The sequence below is a fragment of the Arthrobacter sp. TJ-170 genome (assembly GCF_058269305.1).
In genome coordinates, this window is record NZ_JBZCNL010000001.1 from 727041 (window position 1) to 741799 (window position 14759).

The window sequence follows — 14759 nt, forward strand, 5'->3', positions numbered from 1 at the left end:
GTCTACAGGCGTTCCGGATGGTTCCGCCTGCAGATCCGCGCGGTTACTCCTCTGATCCGCGCTCCAGCAGGGGCTCCATGCGGTACGGGATCAGCTCGTGCATCGCGAGGGAGGTGTCGCAGCGTTCCACACCGTCACACGCCAGGATCTTCCCGTTGATCCGGAAGAGATCCTCGGCGTCCACCGACACCACCCGCACGAGGATGTCCGCCTGCCCGGTCAATCCGTGAGCCTCCAGAACCTCCGGGATATCGGCCAGATGGCCGGTGATAGCCGCGAGCTTCCGCTGGTCCACATGGATCTGGATGAACGCGGTGAGGGGGTACCCCAGTGCCGCCGGGTTGATGCGGCGTTCGAAGGAGAGGAACGTCGAATTCTTCTCGAGACGGGTCATGCGTGCCTGCACGGTATTGCGGGAGAGTCCCAGCGTCTGGGCGAGGGCGACGACGGTCCGCCGAGGGTCACGTGCAAGGGCGAGCAGAAGCCGCGTGTCGGTACCGTCAGGGAGCTGCATACTGCGCAACGGTAGCACGGGCACGGGGTAGGAAATAGAGCATAATGCTCACTAAAACCAGAATCGGTTGTGCTGTGTGGGTCACGTGAGTATCGTCACAATTACCACGGGCAATGATGCCCCTCGGCCCTTTCACAGCGCCGGAGGACGCGGTTCGCGGGTGTGTGGGAACGCCGATGCTGCTAGCGAGAAGGATGAGTGAACGTGCCTCTGAACAATGAAGCGGACGCCGCGCAGGACGAGCCGGTACAGCTCATCTCGCCCCAGGGTGAACGACGCAGCAACGCCGTGTATGACCGCTGGGTCTCCGACATCGACGGCGCGGCTCTGCAGGCCCTGTACGAGGACATGGTGGTTGTCCGCAGGATAGACGCCGAAGCGACAGCACTCCAGCGCCAGGGCGAACTTGCACTCTGGCCGCCCTTCCTGGGCCAGGAAGCGGCGCAGATCGGCTCAGGCCGTGCGCTCCGCGAGGATGACTTCGTTTTCTCCAGCTACCGCGAGAACGCTGTCGCGTACTGCCGCGGCGTGGACCTCACCGACATCCTGAGGGTCTGGCGGGGTAACGCCTCGTCCGGCTGGGACCCCTATGCCATCAATATGGCCACGCCGCAGGTGATTATCGGAGCCCAGACCCTGCACGCCACCGGATATGCCATGGGCATCCTGAACGACGGCGCGGACTCCGTAGCCGTGACCTACTTCGGCGACGGCGCCACCAGCCAGGGCGACGTGAACGAAGCCATGGTGTTCGCGGCCAGCTACCAGGCCCCGGTCATCTTCTTCTGCCAGAACAATCAGTGGGCCATTTCCGAGCCGGTGCGGCTGCAGGCACATGTGCCCATTGCCCGCCGTGCACCCGGCTTCGGCATTCCGTCCGTTCGGGTGGACGGCAACGACGTGCTCGCCTGTCTTGCCGTCACCCGCGAGGCCCTCGACCGCGCCCGCACCGGCGGCGGCCCTACTTTCATCGAGGCAGTGACCTACCGGATGGGCCCGCACACGACGGCCGATGACCCAACCCGCTACCGTGACCCGAATGAACTCGAGGACTGGGCTGCCAAGGACCCCATCGCGCGCCTGGCCGGGCTGCTGGATGCACAGGGTCTCCTGCCCGCTGAGGTGAGCGATGCGGTCAAGGCCAAGGCCGACGACGTCGCGGCCCGCCTCCGGGAGGGCTGCATCTCCATGCCGGAACCGGCAGCGCTCGACGTCTTCAAGCACGTCTACAGTGAGCCCAACTCGTGGCTCGAGCGCCAACAGGACCAGTACGAGCACTACCTGACCTCATTCGAGGCCTCTGAGGAAGGGAGCCGCTGATGTCCACCATGACATTCGGCCGTGCCATCAACGCAGGTCTTCGCAGGGCCATGGAGGATGATCCGAAGGTCGTCCTCATGGGCGAGGACATCGGGAAGCTCGGTGGTGTCTTCCGCATCACAGACAGTCTGCAGAAGGACTTCGGGCCGCACCGTGTCCTGGATACGCCGCTCGCGGAATCCGGCATCATGGGGACGGCAGTCGGCCTGGCCTACCGCGGTTACCGTCCCGTCGTCGAAATCCAGTTCGATGGTTTCATCTATCCGGCGTTCGACCAGATCGTGTGCCAGGTAGCGAAGCTGCACTACCGCACGCAGGGCGCCGTGAAAATGCCGCTGACCGTCAGGGTCCCGTTCGGCGGCGGTATCGGATCCCCTGAACACCACTCGGAGTCGCCCGAGGCCTACTTCACCCATACCTCCGGGCTGAGGGTGGTCAGTGTGTCCGACCCACAGGACGCCTACGTGGTGATCCAGCAGGCGATTGCCAGCAATGACCCGGTCCTGTTCTTCGAACCGAAGCGCCGCTACCACGTGAAGGGTGAGGTGGACGAGAGCGTCGACATCACCGCTACAAGCATGAACGACGCACGCGTGGTCACCGAGGGCAGCGACGTCACGCTGGTCACCTACGGACCGCTGGTACCGACGGCGCGCGACGCTGCCATTGCAGCCTCCGACGACGGCGTCTCGGTTGAGGTGATAGACCTGCGTTCCCTTGCGCCGATCGATTTCGCGACGGTGGAGAAGTCCGTCCGGAAGACCGGGCGTCTGGTCATCACCCATGAGGCCCCGCAATCCGGCGGTCTTGGCGCGGAGATCGCGGCGAGCATCACCGAGCGCTGCTTCTACTATCTGGAGCACGCCCCCGTCCGCATCACGGGATTCGACATTCCGTACCCCTACTCCAAGCTGGAGTTCCACCATCTGCCGGACCTGGACCGGATACTGGACGGAGTTGACCGCGCCCTCGGCCGGCCGAACTCTCTGAGCGGACTGGAAGGATAGTGGCGCCGGTGATCAAGGAATTCCGACTGCCCGACCTCGGCGAAGGCCTGACTGAATCGGAGATTGTCGCCTGGCATGTCGCGGTCGGCGACACGGTGGAGCTCAACCAGGTCATCGCCGACGTCGAAACCGCGAAAGCGGTGGTCGAGTTGCCTTCTCCCTACGCCGGGGTAGTCGCGAAGCTGCATGAGCAGCCGGGGACCGTGGTGGAGGTCGGTTCACCGATTGTTTCCTTCGACGTACCGGGGTCCGGTGCCGCGGCCGGCAGCGAGGAAGCACCGGTGGAGAAAGATCCCGAGCCGGCCAAACGGGAGCCTAATCTCGTGGGCTACGGCGCAGCGGTTGAAAAGACGGGACGGCCCGCCCGGCGGGCCCGGCGCGGTGACTCGGCGAACGCCGCCGCTCCTGCCCAGACCGAGCAGGCTCCAGCTCCCGCTGGGACCGAGGAACCGGGTCCGGCCGTGGCCGATGAACCGGCTCCGGCAGCTGCCGTTGACGAGGCACCGCGGGAGCGTCCGCGGTCAACGCCGCCGGTGCGCAAACTCGCGCGCGATCTCGGCGTCGACCTCGCACAGTTGAACGGCACCGGTCCGGAGGGGCTCATCACCCGGGAAGATGTCCTGGCGGCACAGCAGGAAGGCCATCGCGAGGCGCAGCCTACGCAGGAAGCCGCCGCGCCGCCGCCGCGCGCTGCCGGCCAGCGGGAAACACGTACGCCGATCAAGGGTGTGCGCAAGCACACCGCCGCCGCGATGGTGGCCAGCGCCTTCACCGCGCCGCATGTCACTGAGTTCCTGACCGTGGACGTCACGGCGTCGATGGACCTCCTCGCCCGGCTGAAGTCGAGCAGGGCGTTCGCGGACGTCCGTATCACCCCGTTGGCGCTTGTAGCCAAGGCCCTATGTATTGCGCTGGACCGGAACCCCACGCTGAACTCGCGGTGGGACGAAGCCGCCCAGGAGATTGTGCAGCATCACTACGTGAACCTCGGCATAGCGGCGGCGACACCGCGGGGGTTGATGGTGCCGAATATCAAGGAGGCACAGGCGCTTGGTCTGCGTGAACTGGCTACTGCCTTGCAGGACCTGACGGACACCGCCCGTGCCGGCAAAACCAGTCCCGCAGACCTGTCCGGCGGGACCATCTCGATCACCAACGTCGGAGTCTTCGGGATCGATGCGGGAACGCCGATCCTCAATCCGGGAGAAGCCGCGATCCTCGCCATGGGCTCGGTACGGAAGGTGCCATGGGAGTATCAGGACGAGATTGCGCTGCGGCAGGTGATGACCCTGAGCCTGTCCTTCGATCACCGGCTGGTGGACGGCGAACAGGGATCCCGCTTCCTCGCGGACATCGGCACCATCCTGTCCGATCCCGGCATGGTCCTGACGATGGTCTGAGAAGTGCTGCGCAGCTCCGGCGGACCGGACGCCGTCCGAATCCGCCGGAGCTGCGCAAAAACCTCCGTGGGAATTACAGCTAGCGCAGCTCGAGGAGAAGTTCCTTGACCACCGCGCCACGCGCGTTGGCAAAGCCCTGCGTCTCGCCCACCTGCGTGAAACCGTAGCGCTCCAGGATGCGGATCGAGTTGGTGTTGTCGACAACAGCGCGTGCCCGCAACGGACGCTCCGTGAATTCCTCGAGGAACTGGCCGACTGCCGCCGTCGTAATTCCCTGTCCCCACCGGGCCTTGTCAATCCAGTAGCTGATTTCCGGGATGTCGCCGTCCCGGTAGGCAAGGATGCTGCCCACCACGTCGCCGTCAGCGACGATGGTGCGGACCGTGACGGTGGGATCATTCAGGATGTTTTGCCAGTGGTGGTTGAAGACACCCCGGTCCGAGGGGTTCTTGGCACTGAAGGCGGCCATGTGGTTGGCGCTGGGGTCTAGCTGGTGGGAGAAGAACTCATCCAGGTCGGAGGGTTCAACGGCGCGTAGCGTGATCACTGGAAGCTTTCAGGTAGGCGGAACTGGTTTATTTCAGCGAAGTTCTTGTGCACTCGATGTGCATCTCCTTCAGCGTACTAGGACGTGACGTGTCGGTGTCCTTCGCGTACTTACGCCGCAACGCTGAGGGCCGCCCAGGCCATCTCCTCAAGCAGCTGGCGCAGTTCAGCGGTGTCCTTGCTGCTGCGGCGACGGTGGGTGGAGTGCGGGGTTGAATTGATGAGTCCGAACGCGGCGTGGGCCTTGCGGCGCAGGTGCGTCCTGTCCGGTCCTGTCGCCAGCTCGGCGAGGGCATCAACCCACACCTCGACGTAGCTGCGCTGCAGCGAACGCACGGTTTCCTGGTCTTCGTCGGCCAGCGAACTGAGGTCGCGGTCCTGCACCCGGATGACGTTGGCGTTGCGGAGGGCGAAGTCCACCTGAAACTCGATCAGGCCGCGTAACGCCTGCTCCGGGCTCGGGGATCCAGCGACAACTGCCCGTCCGCCCTCGAGCAGATCCTGGCTGACGCCGGCCAGCAGCGCCGCGAGGACCGCCGGCTTCCCGCTGAAATGCCGGTAGACAGCCGGCCCGCTCACTCCGGCTGCTGCGCCCAGGTCCTCGATCGACACCCCGTTGTAGCCGCGCTCGGCAAAGAGCTGCGCCGCGGCGTCCAGCAGTGCGGCGCGACGGGACGCCTTGGCCATGCTGCGGCCGGTCATCCGGGTAGGAGCTGGAGCGTCCATGCCCGCCTTTCGTGTCGGAGCGAACCGGGGGAGGGGAATGCCTCCATTCTGGTGGACAGTTCGGTTAATAGCTACTAACCTGAATCTGAGTTAATCCCCGCTAACTGAGTGGTTGCGCACGCGAATCCTGAGTGATCTGCGCACCGGAAGGACGTCAATGGAGACCCTGGCATCGCGACTTGACCCGAGCGCCGAAGCGTTCCGGCAGAACGACGCCGGTCAGCGGGCACTCGCCACACAACTTCGCGACCGTCTCGCCAGCACGGCATTAGGCGGTCCCGAACGCTCCCGCGAACGCCACGTCAGCCGTGGAAAGTTGCTGCCGAGGGACCGCATCGACCACCTGCTTGATCCTGGGAGCCCCTTCCTTGAGATCGCGCCGTTGGCCGCCAACGGTATGTACAACGATGAGAGTCCCGGCGCGGGGGTCATCGCCGGGATCGGCCTCGTTCATGGCCGGCACGTCCTCGTGATCTCCAACGATGCGACGGTCAAGGGCGGCACGTATTACCCGATGACGGTCAAGAAGCACCTCCGGGCGCAGGAAGTTGCGCTTGAAAACAACCTGCCCTGCGTGTACCTGGTGGACTCAGGGGGAGCATTCCTTCCGAAGCAGGACGAGGTATTCCCAGACCGGGAGCACTTTGGCCGGATCTTCTACAACCAGGCCACCATGTCCGCGCGCAAGGTCCCCCAGATCGCCGCCGTCATGGGCTCCTGTACCGCCGGTGGCGCCTACGTGCCTGCCATGAGCGACGAGACAGTGATCGTCCGGAACCAGGGCACCATCTTCCTCGGCGGCCCACCGCTCGTGAAGGCGGCAATCGGTGAGATCGTCACTGCGGAGGAACTCGGCGGCGGTGACGTACACGCCAAGACCTCCGGCGTCGTCGACCACCTTGCCGAAAATGACCAGCACGCCCTGGAAATCATCCGGGATATCGTCGCGACGCTGCCCAAGCCGGAGAAGGCGTGGACCCCTGACGTGCCCGAAGAGCCGGCCGTGGACATGGAGGGTCTCTACGGCGCCGTGCCGGTTGACGTCAACGCGCCCTATGATGCCCGCGAAATCATTGCGCGGATCGTGGACGGCAGCCGCTTCCATGAGTTCAAGAAGGACTACGGCACCACCCTCGTGACGGGCTTCGCGACGCTGTATGGCCATCGGGTCGGCATCGTCGCAAACAACGGTGTCCTCTTCGGCGAGTCCGCACTGAAAGGCGCCCACTTCATCGAATTGTGTGACCAGCGCGGCATACCGCTGATCTTCCTGCAGAACCTGTCGGGATTCATGGTGGGCCGTGACTATGAAGCGGGCGGCATCGCCAAGCACGGAGCCAAGATGGTCACCGCGGTGGCGACCTGCCGCGTGCCCAAACTGACCGTCGTCGTCGGCGGCTCCTTCGGCGCCGGCAACTATTCGATGTGCGGGCGCGCGTACTCGCCGCGGTTCCTCTGGATGTGGCCGGCCAGCCGTATCTCCGTCATGGGCGGCAACCAGGCATCGTCCGTCCTGAGCACGGTGAAGCGCGACCAGCTTGAGGCGCGGGGTGAGGAATGGAGCACCGAGGACGAGGAAGTGTTCAAGGCCCCGATCCGTGAGCAGTACGAGGCGCAGGGGAGTCCCTACTACTCGACCGCGCGGCTCTGGGACGACGGCATCATCGACCCGGCGGATACCCGCCGTGTCCTGGGCCTCGCGCTCGACGTCTGCTCTAACGCGCCGCTGCCGGAAACCTCCTTCGGCCTCTTCAGGATGTGAGCAGAATGCCAACCTCTCCAACACTCTTCGACACCGTCCTCGTTGCCAACCGCGGTGAAATCGCATGCCGCGTCATCCGGACGCTGCGTGCACTCGGTATCCGATCGGTCGCCATCTACAGCGACGCCGACGCCGGTGCACGCCACGTCCGCGAGGCAGACCAGGCCGTACGCATCGGCCCGGCCGCACCCACCCGGAGCTACCTCAATATCGAGGCGATCGTCGAAGCCTGCAAGGAGACGGGCGCGCAGGCGGTGCATCCCGGGTACGGGTTCCTGAGCGAGAACCAGGCCTTCGCCCGTGCGCTTGACCAGGCCGGCATCGTCTTCATCGGTCCCCGGGTCCACGCCCTGAACGTCATGGGCGACAAGATCAGGTCCAAAAACCACGTCAGCGGCTTCGGCGTACCGGTGGTGCCGGGCATCGCCGAATCGGGCCTGACCGACGAGGACCTCATCAACGCTGCGGACCAGGTCGGGTACCCGCTGCTGATCAAACCCTCGGCGGGCGGCGGAGGCAAAGGCATGCGCGCCGTGGAGCGCCCCGAGGACCTTCCGGACGGCCTGCGGACCGCGCGCCGTGTCGCTGCCTCCGCCTTCGGCGACGACACGCTGTTCCTCGAGCGGCTCGTCCGCACCCCGCGGCACATCGAGGTGCAGGTACTCGCTGACACCTACGGCAACATCATCCACCTGGGGGAGCGGGAATGCTCCCTGCAGCGCCGGCACCAGAAAGTAATCGAAGAGGCCCCTTCCGCGCTGCTCGACGAAGCAACCCGCGCCCGGATCGGCGAGGCGGCCTGCAACGCGGCCCGCAGCGTCGACTACGTGGGCGCCGGCACAGTGGAATTTCTGGTCTCGGATGACGCGCCCGATGAGTTCTTCTTCATGGAAATGAATACCCGGCTGCAGGTGGAACACCCGGTCACCGAAATGGTCACGGGCGTCGACCTCGTCGAGTGGCAGGTGCGCATCGCGGCCGGCGAGAAGCTCACGGTTACCCAGGACGACGTCGTACTCACCGGCCACGCGGTGGAAGCGCGCGTGTACGCGGAGGATGCGGAGGCCGGCTTCCTGCCCTCGGCGGGCACCGTCGTCGACCTCGCCGAACCGGAGGGCGAGGGCATTCGCGTGGACAGCGCGCTGCTTCCGGCACTCGAAATCTCCCCGACCTACGATCCGATGCTCTCCAAGGTCATCGCGTGGGCCGACTCCCGCGCCGAGGCTCTCGACCGGCTGGACCGCGCCCTCGCACAGACCAAAATCGCCGGGCTGCGCACCAACGTGGAGTACCTGCGGCTGCTGATCAATGACGACGACGTCCGCGCAGGCCGGCTCGACACCACCATGATCGAGCGGAAGCTTCCCCGCCTGGCCTTCCGGACGGCGACTGACGCCGAGATCGCTGCTGCCGCCGTCGTACTCGCCGGGGCGGTGTCCGGTGGAAGTGCAGGACAGGACTCAGCCTCGCCCTGGCACACGAGGGACGGTTGGCGGATCGGTGGGGTACCGGCGGCAGTACCCGTGCGGCTTTCCGTCGGGAACACCGCGTCCCGGACGGTTCTCATCACGACCAGCGGTGAGCACAGCGTCGTGGACGTCGATGGAAACCGTCACAGGGTTTCCTGGCTGAAGGCAGGCAAGGTCGCAGAGGCGCCCCGCGCCGTCGTCGACGGCGTCACCCTCGACACGCGCCTTGTTCCCCACGGTTCCACTCTCTGGCTGACGGACGACGGCTGGTCCCAGCCCGTCCGGATGCTCTCCCGCGAGGAAATCCTGCAGGCTCAGCTGGCCTCCATCGCCCGCACCGAAGGGGCCGCTGACCCGGAAGTGCGCTCGCCGATGCCGGGCACCGTCATCACCGTGAACGTGGCCGACGGCGATCTGGTGGAGGAGGGGCAGGTCCTGGTGAGCGTCGAAGCCATGAAGATGGAACACCAGCTCACCGCAGCCGTTGCCGGCACCGTCGCCATCACCCTCAGCCCCGGCGACCTGGTCTCCGCGAACCAGATTGTCGCACGAATCCATCCCGTATCAGCCGGTGAAGCAGAAGACCCTGCCGCAGCCGGTGCCGCCCCTAGTGAACAGGAAGACCCCGAGTCATGAATTTCGAACTGAGCGAGGAATACCAGGACCTTGTCGATACCGTCCTGGAGTTCGCAGACCAGGTTGTAGCGCCGGTCTCCGCCAAACACGACGAAGAGCACAGTTTCCCCTACGACGTGGTCGCCCAGATGGGCGAGATGGGTCTGTTCGGGCTCCCCTTCCCTGAACAGTACGGCGGGATGGATGGCGACTACTTCGCTCTGTGCCTCGCCCTCGAGCAGCTGGCGCGCGTCGACCAGTCTGTTGCCATCACCCTGGAGGCGGGCGTGTCCCTCGGCGCCATGCCTGTGTTCAGGTTCGGCACCGAGGAGCAGAAGCAGCAGTGGCTACCGATGCTGACCAGCGGTGAGGCGCTCGCCGGATTCGGGCTGACCGAGTCGGAGGCGGGTTCGGACGCATCGGGGACCAAGACGAACGCCCGACTCGTTGACGGCCATTGGGTCATCAACGGCACGAAGGAGTTCATCACCAACTCGGGTACCGACATCACCCGCCTCGTGACGGTCACTGCGGTCACCGACACCGCCACGCGGGAAGACGGCTCGGTGAAGAAGGAAATTTCCACGATTCTCGTGCCCACCGACACGCCCGGATTCACCGCGGAGAAGCCTTACAACAAGGTGGGCTGGAATGCCTCGGACACGCATCCGCTGACCCTGAAGGACGTCCGGGTTCCGGAGGCGAACCTGCTCGGAACCCGCGGACGTGGTTACGCGAACTTCCTGCAGATCCTCGACGAGGGCAGGATTGCCATTGCCGCTCTCGCAACCGGGGCAGCACAGGGCTGTGTGGAGCAGTCGATCAGCTACGCCAAGGAACGTCAGGCCTTCGGGAACAACATCGGCGCCTACCAGTCCATCCAGTTCAAGATCGCCCGCATGCAGGCACGCGCCCACACGGCACGCCTGGCCTACTACGACGCCGCCGCCCGGATGCTGGCGGGGAAGCCGTTCAAGACGCAGGCGTCCATCGCTAAGCTGGTCGCGGGCGAGGCAGCCATGGACAACGCCCGTGACGCCACACAGATCTTCGGCGGCTACGGGTTCATCAACGAATTCACGGTGTCCCGGCACTATCGTGACTCGAAGATCCTTGAGGTCGGTGAAGGGACCACGGAGGTACAGCTGATGCTCATCGCCCGCGAACTCGGACTCTGACTGCCCGTTTCAGATCATCAAGGTGCCACCGCGCGGATAGAACAAGTAAGGGAGAAGCAGTGATAGACAAAGTCGTCGCCTCGGCAGCCGAGGCCGTAGCGGACATCCCGGACGGGGCGTCCCTGGCCGTCGGAGGGTTTGGGCTCTGCGGAATCCCCGTGGCGCTCATCGACGCCCTGCACGATCAGGGGACCTCCGGGCTTGAAACGATCAGCAACAACTGCGGGGTGGACGGCTGGGGGTTGGGACGGCTGCTCGATGATCACCGCATTCGCCGCACGATCAGCTCCTACGTCGGGGAGAACAAGGAGTTCGCCCGGCAGTACCTGGCGGGCGAGCTCGAGGTGGTCCTGACGCCCCAGGGGACGCTGGCGGAGAAGCTGCGCGCCGGCGGCGCGGGCATTCCCGCGTTCTACACGACGGCGGGCGTGGGCACGCAGGTGAGCGAGGGCGGCCTGCCGCAGAAGTACGACGACGCCGGCAACATCGCCATTGCGTCCGCACCCAAGGAAGTACGGGAATTTGCCGGGCAGGACTACGTGCTCGAGGAGTCAGTCAACCCCGACTTCGCACTGGTCCACGCGTGGAAAGGCGACCGTCACGGCAACCTGGTCTTCCACGCAACGGCCATGAATTTCAATCCGCTGTGTGCCCAGGCCGGCCGGATCACCATCGCGGAAGTCGAGGAGCTGGTGGAGCCGGGTGAGCTGGACCCGGAGCACATCCATACGCCCGGCATCTTCGTGCAGCGGGTTGTTCACGTCCCGGACACCGAGAAGCGTATTGAAAAGCGGACGGTGGCGCTGTCCGCTCCGTCGGCAGCCGGCACCACCGACCAGGCAGGAGCATAGCCATGAATCCGAACAGCCCGCAGGCTCCCCGCCCGGAAGGCGTCCGTCCCGAGTATCGGCGCGCTGCAGTGTCGCATCCCGAGGGCAAGGGCTGGACGCGGAACGAACTTGCCGCCCGCGTGGCGCAGGAGCTCAGCAACGGCCAGTACGTCAACCTCGGTATTGGGATGCCCACCCTGATCCCCAACTACATTCCCGCCGGCGTAGAAGTGGTGCTCCACTCCGAGAACGGGATTCTCGGCGTCGGTCCCTACCCGGGCGAGGACGAGATCGACCCGGACCTGATCAACGCGGGCAAGGAAACCGTCACCGTCAACAAGGGTGCGGCGTTTTTCGACTCGGCCCTGTCCTTCGGCATGATCCGGGGCGGGCACGTCGACGTGGCCGTGCTGGGCGCCATGGAGGTGGCCGCGAACGGGGACCTCGCCAACTGGATGATCCCGGGCAAGATGGTCAAGGGCATGGGCGGCGCGATGGACCTGGTCTTCGGAGCCAAAAAGGTCATTGTGATGATGGAGCACGTGGACCGGAACGGCAGGCCCAAGATCGTGGAACAATGTACGCTGCCGCTTACGGGCAAGGGCTGCGTGGACCGGATCATCACGGACCTCGCCGTGATTGACGTCGTTGCCGCGGGCGGGCAGTCCAGGCTGGTGCTGCGCGAGCTGGCCCCCAACGTGTCCATTGACGATGTGGCGGCAGCCACCGGCGCCGAGCTTTTCGAGGAAGACCAGGAACTGACCGTATGACGGCGAACCCTCCCGAGCGCGTCACCGAGGAGGCGCAGGTGACTGAACATGGCGTGGCTGAACAGCGTGTCATTGAACAGCGCGGACTGTACTTCGAGGAACTCGAAGAGGGCGTGGTGTATGCGCACCGGCCGGGCCGGACGGTTACCGAAACGGACAACGTCCTCTTCACCACCATGACCATGAACACTCAGGGGCTGCACTTGGACGCCGCCTGGAGCGCGGGGCAGCCGTTCGGGCAGCGGCTGGTGAACTCCATGCTCACCCTTGCCACCGTCGTCGGGCAGTCAGTCACCCAGCTCACGCAGGGAACCATCGTGGCCCAGCTTGGACTGACGGATGTCTCCTTCCCGAAACCCCTTTTCCATGGCGACACCCTCTATACCGAGACGGAGATCACCGGGAAACGGCTGTCGAACTCCCGTCCGGGCCAGGGACTGGTGACCATGAAACACACTGGGCGGAACCAGAACGGCGAGGTGGTGGCTCTGGCTACCCGCACCGTGTTGATGTGGTCCTCGGCCGCGCACGGAGAGGGAAAGGGCGTTCATGACTGACTTCACCATGGGCCCTGCACTGCTCTTCTGCCCCGCTGACCGACCTGAGCGGTTCGGCAAGGCTGCCGAGCGCGCCGACGCCGTGATCCTCGACCTCGAGGATGCGGTGGCCCCTGATCGTAAGGCCGGCGCCCGTGAAGCGCTGATCTCGCATCCGCTTGACCCGGCGAAAACTGTTGTGCGGGTGAATCCTGCCCAGAGTCATGAGTTCGCGAGGGACCTCCAGGCCCTCCGGGAAACGAGATACCGGACCGTCATGCTGGCCAAGACAGAGGGATGTGAGGATCTGTGGGCGCTGAACGGCTTCGACGTGGTGGCCCTCTGCGAGACGGCCCGGGGCGTGCAGAAGGCGGGCGAGCTTGCTGAAGAGCCCAACGTCGTCGCACTCATGTGGGGAGCAGAGGATCTGGTCGCCTCGCTCGGTGGGACGGCCAGCCGCAAGGACGACGGCGGCTACCGCCATATCGCGATGCACGCCCGATCCACGGTGCTCCTGGCCGCCGCAGCCGCCGGCAAGCAGGCTGTGGACGCCGTCTACGTCAATATCCCGGATATCGAGGGTCTGACCGAGGAAGCACGTGACGCTGTCGCCTCCGGATTCGGTATGAAAGCCTGCATTCACCCCAGCCAGGTACAGGTCATTCGGGAGGCATACAAGCCTTCGGCCGACGAGGAGCAGTTTGCACGCGAGGTGCTGGCCGAAGCGCAACACCACGACGGCGTGTTCACCTTCCGCGGCAAGATGGTCGATGAGCCGATCCTCCGGCATGCCGAGCAGACCCTGCGACGGGCGGGACGCCTGACCTGAGCCCCGTGGTGCGGGATACTGAGGACATGGATTTCCCTCCAGCGCAGTCCGCGCCGCGCCGCGTCATCATCCTCGGATCCACCGGGTCGATCGGCACCCAGGCGCTCGACGTCATCGCGCAGTCACCACACCTGTTCACCGTGGCGGGCCTGTCCGCAGGTGGTTCCAACCTGCCGCTGCTGGCGGCGCAGGCGGTGGAATCAGGTGCCCCGGCGGTCGCTGCCGCTGTCGGATCCCGGGAAGAACTCGAAGCGGCCATCTCCGAGGCCGCCCGGGAGGCCGGCAAATCCGGGTACCGGCCCGAGCTCTTCACCGGTGCTGACGCATCCGCAAGCCTCGCTTCCTGGCCGGACGCCGACGTCGTCCTCAATGCCATCACCGGCTCGATCGGGCTGGCACCGACCCTCGCCGCACTCAAGCAGGGCCACCTGTTGGCTCTCGCCAATAAGGAATCGCTCATAGCCGGCGGTCAGCTTGTCCGGGACGCAGCACGCCCCGGGCAGATTGTGCCCGTCGATTCAGAGCACTCCGCCATCGCACAGGCGCTCCGCTCCGGGACCCCCGAGGAAGTCGGTCGCTTGGTGCTCACTGCCTCAGGGGGACCGTTCCGAGGCCGTTCGCGCGCCGAGATGGTATCCGTCACCCCGGCTGAGGCGCTGGCGCACCCCACGTGGGACATGGGTCTGATGGTCACCACCAACTCGGCAACGATGGTGAACAAGGCCCTCGAGGTTGTCGAGGCGCACCTGCTGTTCGATGTGCCCCTGGATCGGATCGACGTCGTCGTTCACCCCCAGTCGGTGGTGCACTCAATGGTGGAGTTCATTGACGGGTCCACCATCGCCCAGGCCTCACCCCCCGATATGCGCCTGCCTATCGCCCTTGGTATGGGCTGGCCTGACCGGATACGCGGCGCTGCCGCCGGATGCGACTGGACCACGGCCACCGCCTGGACGTTCGAACCGCTGGACCAGGACGCGTTCCCGGCTGTCGCGCTCGCCAAGGACGCGGCAGCCCGCGGCGGCACGTTCATGGCCGTATACAACGCCGCCAACGAAGAAGCCGTGGCGGCGTTTCATGCCGGGCGGATCGACTTCACCGACATCGTCGACACGGTGCGCGCCGTCGTCGAGAGCCACACCAGTGAGCCGGTGCTTACCCTTCAGTCAGTGCTCGACGCCGAGGCCTGGGCACGGGGCACTGCGCGGATTCGTTGTGGCTTCCAGACTGAGATTCACCCACCACTAAGGAACTGAC

At 65.5% G+C, this 14759-nt stretch carries 14 protein-coding genes; 11 read left to right on the forward strand and 3 right to left on the reverse strand.

Translation table 11 applies throughout. From position 1 onward, the window contains the following. Nucleotides 1-43 precede the first annotated feature (43 nt). Nucleotides 44-514: an Lrp/AsnC family transcriptional regulator gene (locus tag AC4D1W_RS03425; protein WP_490890821.1), complete on the reverse strand. Its 471-nt coding sequence runs from the start codon at nucleotides 512-514 to the stop codon at nucleotides 44-46. 204 nt (nucleotides 515-718) lie between these two features. Between AC4D1W_RS03425 and pdhA the strand changes: the two genes are divergently transcribed. Genes pdhA through AC4D1W_RS03440 form a run of 3 tightly spaced genes read left to right on the forward strand, consistent with a single transcriptional unit; the run spans nucleotide 719 to nucleotide 4241 of the window. Continuing rightward, nucleotides 719-1834 (forward strand): pyruvate dehydrogenase (acetyl-transferring) E1 component subunit alpha, encoded by a 1116-nt coding sequence (gene pdhA, locus AC4D1W_RS03430; RefSeq protein WP_490890822.1) that lies wholly within the window; start codon nucleotides 719-721, stop codon nucleotides 1832-1834. Next, entirely contained in the window at nucleotides 1834-2841 is a 1008-nt protein-coding gene (locus tag AC4D1W_RS03435; RefSeq protein WP_490890823.1) for an alpha-ketoacid dehydrogenase subunit beta, read from the forward strand. The genes pdhA and AC4D1W_RS03435 overlap by 1 nt, the downstream gene beginning before the upstream one ends. An 8-nt stretch (nucleotides 2842-2849) precedes the next feature. Continuing rightward, complete coding sequence (locus tag AC4D1W_RS03440) at nucleotides 2850-4241, forward strand: dihydrolipoamide acetyltransferase family protein (RefSeq protein ID WP_490897822.1); 1392 nt, start codon at nucleotides 2850-2852, stop codon at nucleotides 4239-4241. A gap of 79 nt (nucleotides 4242-4320) precedes the next feature. Here AC4D1W_RS03440 and AC4D1W_RS03445 read toward each other — a convergent pair whose 3' ends face one another. Both AC4D1W_RS03445 and AC4D1W_RS03450 read right to left on the reverse strand, forming a co-directional pair. Further along, nucleotides 4321-4788: a GNAT family N-acetyltransferase gene (locus AC4D1W_RS03445; RefSeq protein ID WP_490890825.1), complete on the reverse strand. Its 468-nt coding sequence runs from the start codon at nucleotides 4786-4788 to the stop codon at nucleotides 4321-4323. Between the two features lie 110 nt (nucleotides 4789-4898). After that, complete coding sequence (locus AC4D1W_RS03450; protein WP_490897823.1) at nucleotides 4899-5513, reverse strand: SACE_7040 family transcriptional regulator; 615 nt, start codon at nucleotides 5511-5513, stop codon at nucleotides 4899-4901. Nucleotides 5514-5670: 157 nt separating this feature from the next. Between AC4D1W_RS03450 and AC4D1W_RS03455 the strand changes: the two genes are divergently transcribed. Genes AC4D1W_RS03455 through dxr form a run of 8 tightly spaced genes read left to right on the forward strand, consistent with a single transcriptional unit; the run spans nucleotide 5671 to nucleotide 14758 of the window. Next, on the forward strand, nucleotides 5671-7275 hold the full coding sequence (locus AC4D1W_RS03455) for a carboxyl transferase domain-containing protein (RefSeq protein ID WP_490890827.1): 1605 nt from the start codon (nucleotides 5671-5673) through the stop codon (nucleotides 7273-7275). Nucleotides 7276-7280: 5 nt separating this feature from the next. Then, nucleotides 7281-9380 carry an acetyl/propionyl/methylcrotonyl-CoA carboxylase subunit alpha gene (locus AC4D1W_RS03460; protein WP_490897824.1) on the forward strand — a complete coding sequence of 700 codons (2100 nt, stop codon included), beginning with the start codon at nucleotides 7281-7283 and terminating at the stop codon, nucleotides 9378-9380. Beyond that, nucleotides 9377-10537: an acyl-CoA dehydrogenase family protein gene (locus tag AC4D1W_RS03465; RefSeq protein WP_490897825.1), complete on the forward strand. Its 1161-nt coding sequence runs from the start codon at nucleotides 9377-9379 to the stop codon at nucleotides 10535-10537. The genes AC4D1W_RS03460 and AC4D1W_RS03465 overlap by 4 nt, the downstream gene beginning before the upstream one ends. A gap of 59 nt (nucleotides 10538-10596) precedes the next feature. Beyond that, nucleotides 10597-11388: a CoA transferase subunit A gene (locus AC4D1W_RS03470; protein ID WP_490890830.1), complete on the forward strand. Its 792-nt coding sequence runs from the start codon at nucleotides 10597-10599 to the stop codon at nucleotides 11386-11388. Between the two features lie 2 nt (nucleotides 11389-11390). After that, nucleotides 11391-12137 carry a CoA transferase subunit B gene (locus AC4D1W_RS03475; RefSeq protein ID WP_490897826.1) on the forward strand — a complete coding sequence of 249 codons (747 nt, stop codon included), beginning with the start codon at nucleotides 11391-11393 and terminating at the stop codon, nucleotides 12135-12137. Beyond that, on the forward strand, nucleotides 12134-12694 hold the full coding sequence (locus AC4D1W_RS03480; protein ID WP_490890832.1) for a MaoC family dehydratase: 561 nt from the start codon (nucleotides 12134-12136) through the stop codon (nucleotides 12692-12694). Before AC4D1W_RS03475 ends, AC4D1W_RS03480 begins: the two co-directional genes overlap by 4 nt. After that, the gene (locus AC4D1W_RS03485; RefSeq protein WP_490897827.1) at nucleotides 12687-13502 is read left to right on the forward strand and encodes an HpcH/HpaI aldolase/citrate lyase family protein; all 816 of its coding nucleotides are present in this window, start codon (nucleotides 12687-12689) and stop codon (nucleotides 13500-13502) included. Before AC4D1W_RS03480 ends, AC4D1W_RS03485 begins: the two co-directional genes overlap by 8 nt. A gap of 26 nt (nucleotides 13503-13528) precedes the next feature. Next, the gene (dxr, locus tag AC4D1W_RS03490) at nucleotides 13529-14758 is read left to right on the forward strand and encodes a 1-deoxy-D-xylulose-5-phosphate reductoisomerase (RefSeq protein ID WP_490897828.1); all 1230 of its coding nucleotides are present in this window, start codon (nucleotides 13529-13531) and stop codon (nucleotides 14756-14758) included. The last annotated feature ends 1 nt before the right edge of the window (nucleotide 14759 follow it).